Consider the following 1499-nt stretch of genomic DNA (forward strand, 5'->3'; position numbering starts at 1 on the left):
TTTGCTCTACCAACTGAGCTATGCCGGATCAGTGTTTGGCGCTCCGTTCGAAGCGTGTGGCAGGGGTATAATAAAACCCGGAAACGGGCGCAAGACCTTTTTTGATAAAAAAGCGCGAAAAATTCAAATTTGGCAAAATTTATCCAGTTTCAATGCCTTATCAAACGCTCAAAGCGAAGTGGGACCTGGCTGTTAAGCTACTGGTCCCGTTCTTTGGTCGTGATATATTCCAGCCCCGGCCGTGTAGGGCGCACGCCAGGTAATTCCAGGATCATCCGTCATCCCATTATGGCCCGGATAACAATTCGTTGATTGTTACGGCACAGGATGCCCCTGGGCCGCAACCAGGATGGTAAACCAGTCCTGGCGGTCCAACCTGATTGAACACGCCGTGGTGGCATCTTTCAGGCGTTCGGGTTTCATGGTGCCCAAAACAGGGATTGGCTGGCACGGTAGGGCCAAAAGCCAGGCAATGGCAATTTCGCCAATGCCGGGGGCATCGTATTTTACCCGCATGTCTTCAAGGACGGGCCTTAAATGGGCGGCAACGGCATCGTCTTTATCGCGAAACAGGCGCGCGCCGCCAAGTGGCGACCAGATCATGGGGCTGATACGGTTTTGCTGCATGAGATCAAACGTGCCATCAAAAACGGGCGCAAGCTCCAGTACCGAGCATTCCACCTGGTTTGTGATCATCGGTGCCTCAAGACGGCTTTGCAGCAGGTTGAATTGCGATGGGGTAAAATTTGAAACGCCAAAATAGCGTACTTTGCCATCGCGTTTTAGCTGGTTGAAGGCATCGGCAACTTCATCGGCAATCATCAGTGGGTCTGGCCGATGCAATAGCAGCGCATCAATATGATCGGTCCGAAGGTTGCGAAGCGAGGATTCGACAGATGCGAGAATATGTTTTTTACTGGTGTTGTAATGATTAATGCGATTTTCGGGTTTGCCCTCACAAGCTAAGGCAATATCGCACTTGGTAACGATTTCCATTTTCTGGCGCAAATGCGATGCCTTGGCCAGTGCGTTGCCAAACAATTCTTCGCAGCCGTAATTGCCGTAAATATCGGCGTGATCAATGGTGGTAATGCCAAGATCAAGGGCGGTTTCAACAAGGCGTAATATATCGTTGTCGCTATTGATATCCGGGCTGTTTCGCAGGCGCCAGGCACCCCAGGCCAGTGTTGAAAAGCTAAGGTCGTTGGCAAGTTTTCGGCGTGATAGCGACATATCCGGTCCCCGTCGCCCCGTATAAAGGCGCAAAACAGCAGGGTTTTGCGATCCAAGGGGCTATTGTTGTTGGTTTGGTTGCTGGCATTGTCCTAGCAAGCCCGTAGGGCGGGGTAAACTATTCATATATGTTCGCCAGCCTTATCATTGGGGGTGCGTTTGATGGCTTATAACGGGTGCTTGATGATGAAAGTACAAAGAAAAAGGGACCGAACCCAAGGTTCGATCCCTTTTCACATTGGCTCCGGCAGCAGGACTCGAACCTG

The 1499-nt window shown here is 51.2% G+C and carries 2 protein-coding genes; one reads left to right on the plus strand and one right to left on the minus strand.

Going from position 1 to position 1499, the window contains the following annotated elements; all coding sequences use genetic code 11:
- A partial coding sequence (locus tag LF95_RS23480) for a hypothetical protein (RefSeq protein ID WP_215905741.1) occupies positions 1 to 196 on the plus strand: 196 nt, incomplete at its 5' end.
- A gap of 119 nt (positions 197 to 315) precedes the next feature.
- Here LF95_RS23480 and LF95_RS22490 read toward each other — a convergent pair.
- Positions 316 to 1233 carry an aldo/keto reductase gene (locus LF95_RS22490; RefSeq protein WP_073954358.1) on the minus strand — a complete coding sequence of 306 codons (918 nt, stop codon included), beginning with the start codon at positions 1231 to 1233 and terminating at the stop codon, positions 316 to 318.
- Positions 1234 to 1499: the final 266 nt, after the last annotated feature.

It is taken from the genome of Thalassospira sp. TSL5-1 (assembly GCF_001907695.1).
Lineage (GTDB): Bacteria > Pseudomonadota > Alphaproteobacteria > Rhodospirillales > Thalassospiraceae > Thalassospira.

What these genes read in the sequence shown, in the direction of transcription:
- LF95_RS22490 (WP_073954358.1), bottom strand. Translation starts at nt 1,233, where the DNA reads ATGTCGCTATCACGCCGAAAACTTGCCAACGACCTTAGCTTTTCAACA.